Here is a 649-nt window from a genome sequence, read left to right as displayed (position 1 = left end):
CCCGCGCGGGTGCTCGCCCTGATGGCCGGCGTGGCGCTCGCCGCCCTCATCGCCGGCTTGCTGATCGGCCGGGACCAGAGCGGCTGGACCCTGTTCGGCGACGTCTCCTTCGGCGAGCTGCTGCCGTTCCGCGCGCCGCGCACGCTGGCCGCGGCCGCCGCAGGCGCAATGCTGGCGGCAGCCGGCGTAGTCCTCCAGCGCCTCACCGGCAATCCGCTCGCAGGCCCCGAGGTGCTGGGCGTCGGCGCCGGCGCGGGCGTGGGGCTCGCGGTCGTCTACCTCACCGATGGCGGCGCGTCGCTCGGAACCCAGACCCTCGGCTCCGCGCTCGGCGCGCTTGCGGCGCTCGCCGTGCTGCTCGCGCTGTCAGGCGGACGGCTGGGGCCCGAACGCATGCTGCTCGCCGGCGCCGGAATCTCGGCGCTCTGCCTCGCGGGGCTGAACGCGGTCATCGCCACCGGCTCGCGGCCGGCCTTCGCGCTGCTCGCCTGGATGTCCGGCGCGACGGACGCGATCGGGCCCAAGGAGGCGGTCGCGGCCTGCGTCACGGCGCTGCTGCTGATCGCGCCGCTGGCGCTCACGCTGCGCTGGCTCGAGGCGCTGCAGCTCGGGGCGGTCACGGCGCGCGCGCTTGGGCTTCGGGTGCGGG

At 77.0% G+C, this 649-nt stretch carries 1 protein-coding gene; it reads left to right on the top strand.

The window, feature by feature from the left end; all coding sequences use genetic code 11:
- Window positions 1–649: iron chelate uptake ABC transporter family permease subunit (locus tag ACFQ4O_RS18115; RefSeq protein WP_378777825.1), on the top strand; the 649-nt coding region annotated here is incomplete at both ends.

The sequence above is a fragment of the Methylopila musalis genome (assembly GCF_042679725.1).
Lineage (GTDB): Bacteria > Pseudomonadota > Alphaproteobacteria > Rhizobiales > Methylopilaceae > Methylopila > Methylopila musalis.
Note: the sequence above shows the minus strand (reverse complement) of the source record. Positions and strands in the feature narration are given on the sequence as shown.